The 5,469-nt window shown below is 30.9% G+C and carries 9 protein-coding genes; 4 read left to right on the top strand and 5 right to left on the bottom strand.

Features of this window, described 5'->3' with window-relative positions; translation table 11 throughout:
* Positions 1-411: hypothetical protein (locus tag ACKI4K_RS07760; protein WP_407423905.1), on the bottom strand; the 411-nt coding region annotated here is incomplete at its 3' end.
* A 35-nt stretch (positions 412-446) separates the two neighbouring features.
* Here ACKI4K_RS07760 and ruvC point away from each other — a divergent pair.
* The gene (ruvC, locus tag ACKI4K_RS07765; protein WP_407423907.1) at positions 447-1,037 is read left to right on the top strand and encodes a crossover junction endodeoxyribonuclease RuvC; all 591 of its coding nucleotides are present in this window, start codon (positions 447-449) and stop codon (positions 1,035-1,037) included.
* 11 nt (positions 1,038-1,048) lie between these two features.
* Here ruvC and ACKI4K_RS07770 read toward each other — a convergent pair whose 3' ends face one another.
* Positions 1,049-2,224 (bottom strand): formimidoylglutamase, encoded by a 1,176-nt coding sequence (locus ACKI4K_RS07770; RefSeq protein WP_407423909.1) that lies wholly within the window; start codon positions 2,222-2,224, stop codon positions 1,049-1,051.
* A gap of 82 nt (positions 2,225-2,306) precedes the next feature.
* Between ACKI4K_RS07770 and rlmH the strand changes: the two genes are divergently transcribed.
* The 3 genes from rlmH (at position 2,307) to ACKI4K_RS07785 (ending at position 3,851) form a co-directional block, all read left to right on the top strand.
* Positions 2,307-2,780, top strand: a complete 474-nt coding sequence (gene rlmH / locus ACKI4K_RS07775) for a 23S rRNA (pseudouridine(1915)-N(3))-methyltransferase RlmH (protein ID WP_407423911.1) — start codon at positions 2,307-2,309, stop codon at positions 2,778-2,780.
* Positions 2,781-2,967: 187 nt separating this feature from the next.
* Positions 2,968-3,198, top strand: coding sequence for a hypothetical protein (locus ACKI4K_RS07780; RefSeq protein ID WP_407423912.1), 231 nt, complete (start codon positions 2,968-2,970; stop codon positions 3,196-3,198).
* Between the two features lie 2 nt (positions 3,199-3,200).
* The gene (locus ACKI4K_RS07785; RefSeq protein ID WP_407423914.1) at positions 3,201-3,851 is read left to right on the top strand and encodes a nitroreductase family protein; all 651 of its coding nucleotides are present in this window, start codon (positions 3,201-3,203) and stop codon (positions 3,849-3,851) included.
* Positions 3,852-3,933: 82 nt separating this feature from the next.
* Here ACKI4K_RS07785 and ACKI4K_RS07790 read toward each other — a convergent pair whose 3' ends face one another.
* The 3 genes from ACKI4K_RS07790 to ACKI4K_RS07800 all read right to left on the bottom strand — a co-directional run.
* Positions 3,934-4,341 (bottom strand): DUF1893 domain-containing protein, encoded by a 408-nt coding sequence (locus ACKI4K_RS07790; RefSeq protein WP_407423916.1) that lies wholly within the window; start codon positions 4,339-4,341, stop codon positions 3,934-3,936.
* Positions 4,342-4,436: 95 nt separating this feature from the next.
* Complete coding sequence (locus ACKI4K_RS07795; RefSeq protein ID WP_407423918.1) at positions 4,437-4,940, bottom strand: hypothetical protein; 504 nt, start codon at positions 4,938-4,940, stop codon at positions 4,437-4,439.
* Position 4,941: 1 nt separating this feature from the next.
* Positions 4,942-5,469, bottom strand: a 528-nt coding sequence (locus tag ACKI4K_RS07800; RefSeq protein WP_407423920.1) for a TlpA family protein disulfide reductase, incomplete at its 5' end; no start/stop codon positions are given.

A 5,469-nucleotide genomic window follows, 5' to 3' on the forward strand; every position in this document is an offset into this window, starting at 1 on the left:
CTGAGCCATTCCACCTACCAAAGTAGTTAGCGATGCTTTGATTCTGTCGCCTTTTTCCAGCATGAAAATTCTTCCTAGAAAATTTCCCATCCTATTTGGAAAAAACATACTAGAACTTATTCCTGTAAATATTGAAAGAAAAGATTTCCAATTACTTATATTTTCTATTGGTTTCATTTGAAGTTTCCACTTAATGCCTTCTAAAAAAATATTAAGAGGAACTAATAACAAAGCTATAATCATAAAAAAAAATTGATTGTTATTGGTAAATGTAGTTTCTATTTCGTTGATAATTTCAATAACATTTTGATTAACAAACAATTTTTTATATAAAACAAAAATGCCTAACAGTACGATTGCTATTTTGACCGTCAGTTCTGTTAATTTTATTATTTTTGCTTTATGATTCATTTCGAATTGTAATTCCACAAAAATAATAAAAATTGGTGAAAGAAAGAATAATATTAGGTATCGACCCAGGAACTATGGTGATGGGATATAGTTTGATTTTGCAGAGAGACAAACAGTTATCCTTATTAAGAATGGGTGTTTTAAAGTTGAAACAATATGATAATCAAGCTTTAAAACTTAAGAAGATTTTTGAAAGAGTTCTTGAAATCATAGAGGAATATCATCCTGACGAATTGGCAATTGAAGCACCTTTCTTCGGAAAAAATGTTCAGTCGATGTTGAAACTAGGTCGTGCTCAAGGAGTTGCTATGGCAGCTGCTTTGTATAGAGACATACCAATTTTTGAATATTCTCCAAGAAAAATAAAACAGTCGATAACAGGAAACGGAGCAGCCTCCAAAGAACAAGTAGCTCTTATGTTACAGAAAATAATTCAGTTTGAACAACTTCCAGAATTTTTGGATGCAACCGATGCAACAGCTGCTGCTGTATGTCATTATTTTCAACGTTCACTTAATATAATAGGTGATAACGATGAAACAAAAACTGTTAAAATTCCTAAAGGAAAAAAATCTTTCAGCAGCTGGTCTTCGTTCCTAGAAAATAATCCAGATAGAAAGATATAATTAATTAGTAATTACATTAATTTCTGATAGAATTGCCACCATTTATCTGGCAGTTCGTTTTCCATGGCAATATCATAGTCTTCTCTTGAACATGGGATGTAATGATGTCGTTCATATTTTTCTCTGTCTTTACTCTTGAACGACAAATCCATCCACCATTTTCCGCTCACTTTGTGACAAAGGAAAACTATGTCATCGTCAACATCTTCAAGTCTGACATTATAACGTTTGAAATCTTTGCTGTTTTGTGTAGGATAATCATTCATACGAAGACTGAAACCTTCTATGAAATACCATATCATTTGTGATATAGTGTTGGCTGTTATATCATTAACATCGCATGAAGGATTATATTCAAAGAAACCTATAGAAGTAAGTTTTGGATTTAAACCAGCGTAACGAGTCATTTTGCATCCGTCTTCTGATGAAAAACCATTTGGTGAATTATATTTAACACCGGGAGCATCGGCAGCGCAGAAAGCTGAAGTATCTATAGTTACAATGTCGGCATTGCGAATCAGAGGTTCTGTTACTTCTACATTATTTTTAATGTTTCCAATTCTATGTACATCGAAAAGAAGCTCTTTCATTAAATTAACACTTTGGTTGTCAATATAATAACTTTGATAACCTATATTTGTGTAATTAAAAAGAAAACTAGGTTGATGTAAAATAATATAACTTAAATAAGAATTGGAATTAAGTTCTTCATTATCTTGACCTATATCAAAACGAGAATCTATTGATGTGATATTCACAAGTTTGCCTGTATTTTCATAAACTTGGTAAATTGGATATGTCAAATCTTGGCTACCACCTAAAATGATAGGAACGATACGATATTTCATCAAAGTCATCACAACTTTATTAAGAGCGAAATAAGTATCTTCTATTCCAAAACCAGTTTTAATATTTCCTAAGTCAATGATTTTTATGTCTTTCCAATGATTGAAAAGTTGGTACAATGATTTTCTTATTGCGTTTGGGGCGTCTTTACAGCCTTTATTATTAAATGAGTTGCGCTCTTCTTCAACGCCTATAATAGCAAGTTCAAATCCATCTAAATCAGGAATCTCGTTTTCATCTTTATAAATAGTAATACTGTTTCCTATTTGATTTGGATGATATAAATTACAACTTTCAATAAAATCTTGCTTTATATTATTAAGAAAAACACTGATTTCCATTATCTTATATTTTATGTTTATTTTTTTCAAAGTTATAAAATTATTCTGATTTTTTTCTTTTAAAAAATGTTTAAATTTGCTTATGAAAATTTTGTTTTTGGTTATCGGCAAGACCGATGAAAGTTATTTAGAAACAGGAATAAGCAAATTCATCAAAAGGTTGGAACATTATATTCCTTTTGAAATGAAAGTTATTCCTGACATAAAAAATAGGAAGACTCTTAATGAGGAGCAACAGAAAAAACTTGAAGGCGACTTGATTTTATCGCAAGTTGCCCCAGGTGACGATTTGATTCTTTTAGATGAAAATGGTAAGACATTTTCTTCAGTAGCTTTTTCACAATGGATTGAAAAACAAATGAATAATAGTACTAAAAGAATTATATTCGTTGTTGGAGGTCCTTATGGTTTCTCTAAGGAAGTTTATGCTAAAGCAAAATTCAAAATAAGTCTTTCAGAAATGACATTCTCGCATCAGATGATTCGCTTGATTTTTGTAGAACAACTTTACAGAGCTTTTACAATTATAAAAGGTGAACCTTATCATCATGTATAGTGGGATAATATTATTAAGATAAATTAGAGGTTTTATTTAGGATTGTTTTTGTATAGTTTTGTCTGTTAATTAAGTTTAACAAAAAAAATGTGCTTAAAGCATTGACAAATGCTTTTTGATTTTGTATATTTGTAGAATCATATCTGATTAATGAAACTTAATTATTAACTTTAAAAAAAATAACTATATGGAAAACTTAATTGAATTACTGAAGCAGCAGCAAGAAGGCTACGATGACATTAAAGCAGAAAAAAAATTAAGCTTGTTTTATCACAAGGCAAATTCTGCAGGAATCAATTCTTTTTTAGATGAATTTTTTGAATGGTTGCTAGTAAACCAAAACATGGATTACAAAGATATCATGAAAATGACACATGAAGAATTACATGATATTTATGAAAACGAATTTAAAAAATAGTTATGAAAAGAAGTGCTAAAATATTATGTTTGTTAGGTTTAAGCTTTTTAATGATAAGCTGTAACGAACAACAAAATGGAACTGTAAATCAAGAAATAAACAAAGAACAGATTGTTGTTGATAATTTAATGACAAGAAGAAGCATTCGTGCTTACGAAGATGAGATTGTTCCACGCGACATTATGAATGTTATTTTAGAATGTGGAATTTATGCTCCAAATGGAATGAACAAGCAACCTTGGGAAATTCGTGTTGTTGATGATCAGAATTATATTAAAGAACTTACAGATTTGTATCTTTCAGATATGGACGATGATCATCCACGTAATCCTAAGAAAGACCCTAATTTCCGTAATATGTTCCGCAATGCTCCTACTATTGTCTTTATTGCAATGGAACCTGGATTTTGTTCACAAGTTGATTGCGGTCTTTTAGCAGGAAATATGGTTAATGCAGCATGGGGTTATGGAATTGGAAGTTGCATTTTGATGGCACCGATTCAATTTATGAAATCAGAAAAAGCAAAACCTTATCTTGATAAATTATCATTTTCAGAAGGTTACGAATTGTTAATGGCGATAGGTTTTGGTTATCCAGACGAACGTCCACAAGCCAAACCAAGAATTTACGAAAAGATAAAATTTATCGATTGATATTTTAGCATTAAAAAGAAATAGAGTTATGGTGGAAAATCATAACTCTTTTTTATTTGAAATGACTTCAATTGTTAATAAGTCATTGTAAATTATTAATTGCCACAAACGCTTCTTCTGGATTTTCAATATTCAGGCAAAGTGTTTCCATAGGGCATAAACCATCGCCTTTTCTGTTGATGATTCTTCCCACTTCTTTATCATAATGAATTTCGATATTATGATTTTTAAATACTTTGAGAGCGGGAGTGCTTATTGTAGGTGTATAAACTTCTTTAACTTTGCCGTACGCCATTAGCAAAGCTGCGGCTTTACCAACCACTTTGTCGGCAATCATGGCGTCTTTAAGTTGTGCTTTATTTTCTTTTAGCAATTTCATTAAAGGAGCAACGCCCCTGTCGTTTGAAGTATAAACAGAGGCGTCGTTTTTATATATCACTATAGTGTGATTTTCTTTTAACAAAATATTTTTTAAATCTTCTATGTTCATAGTGTCAATGGACAATATAGTTTTGCAGTGAGTTATGAGCAGCGAGAATTGAGCTGTTTGAATTGCTCATAGCCCATAGCTCATAACAAAAATTTTCAACGTTCAAGTTTCAACAAAAAGTAACATCCTAACAATTGAACCAACATTCCAGGAATACCGATTCTAAAATCTTGAACAGCAACATAAAATGATGATGTCATTGCCCATTCTGCTAAAGTTCCAACAACTTGATAAATCAAAATTATTGCTAACAAATTCATTAAAGATATTTTATTGGTTTTGCTTGCTATGAATGCTGCTGCAATAGCCAAAATTACTGATTTTGTTAATATTGCAGGAAGTATTGCTAATGCAGGCATTCCGAATAATATACTATTAATAATAGGTGATAAAACAGCTGTCATTAAACCTACTTTAATTCCGAATTTGTATGATGCTATCAATGTGAAGAAATAGATTGGCAATAAAATCTTTCCTCCATTAGGTATCAAATGACATAATTGAGGTAATAATAAATTACCTAAAACAAAAAGAGCAACAAATAAGTATGTTCTTAACTCTTTAAATCCGTAGTTGTAAATTCTTATTTCTTTTTCCATATTATCTTAAATATCTAGCTACAAACAATTTTAAATTTTCACCGCTTAAGTTTTTAGCGACTATTATACCTTCTTCATTGATGAGAACATTTTGAGGAATGAAAGCTACACCATATTCAGTAGCTGCAGGACAATTCCAACCATTCAATGCTGAGAGATGATTGCTCCAGCTTAGATTATCTTCATCAATACCTTTGAGCCATGCTTCTTTGTCAGTATCTAATGAAACGCTTACTATTTCCAAGCCTTTATCTTTGTATAATTCGTAAGTTTCAACTACATTAGGATTTTCAACGCGGCAGTCAGGACACCATGAAGCCCAGAAATCAATCATTATAAGTTTTGACTTACCAACGAGTTCAGACAATGTAACGGATTCACCGTCAATGTTATTTAAAGTGAAATCGATGTAAGGCTGACCAACTTCTGTACGTTCTAGCATTTGGATATATTCTTTTATTTTTTGGTAATATCCGCTGTTGATGTCACTTGGAAAATATTTTATCAATTCTTTAAAATCATTCAAATT

Origin of the sequence: Methanobrevibacter sp. (assembly GCF_045644645.1) — an archaeon.
Lineage (GTDB): Archaea > Methanobacteriota > Methanobacteria > Methanobacteriales > Methanobacteriaceae > Methanocatella.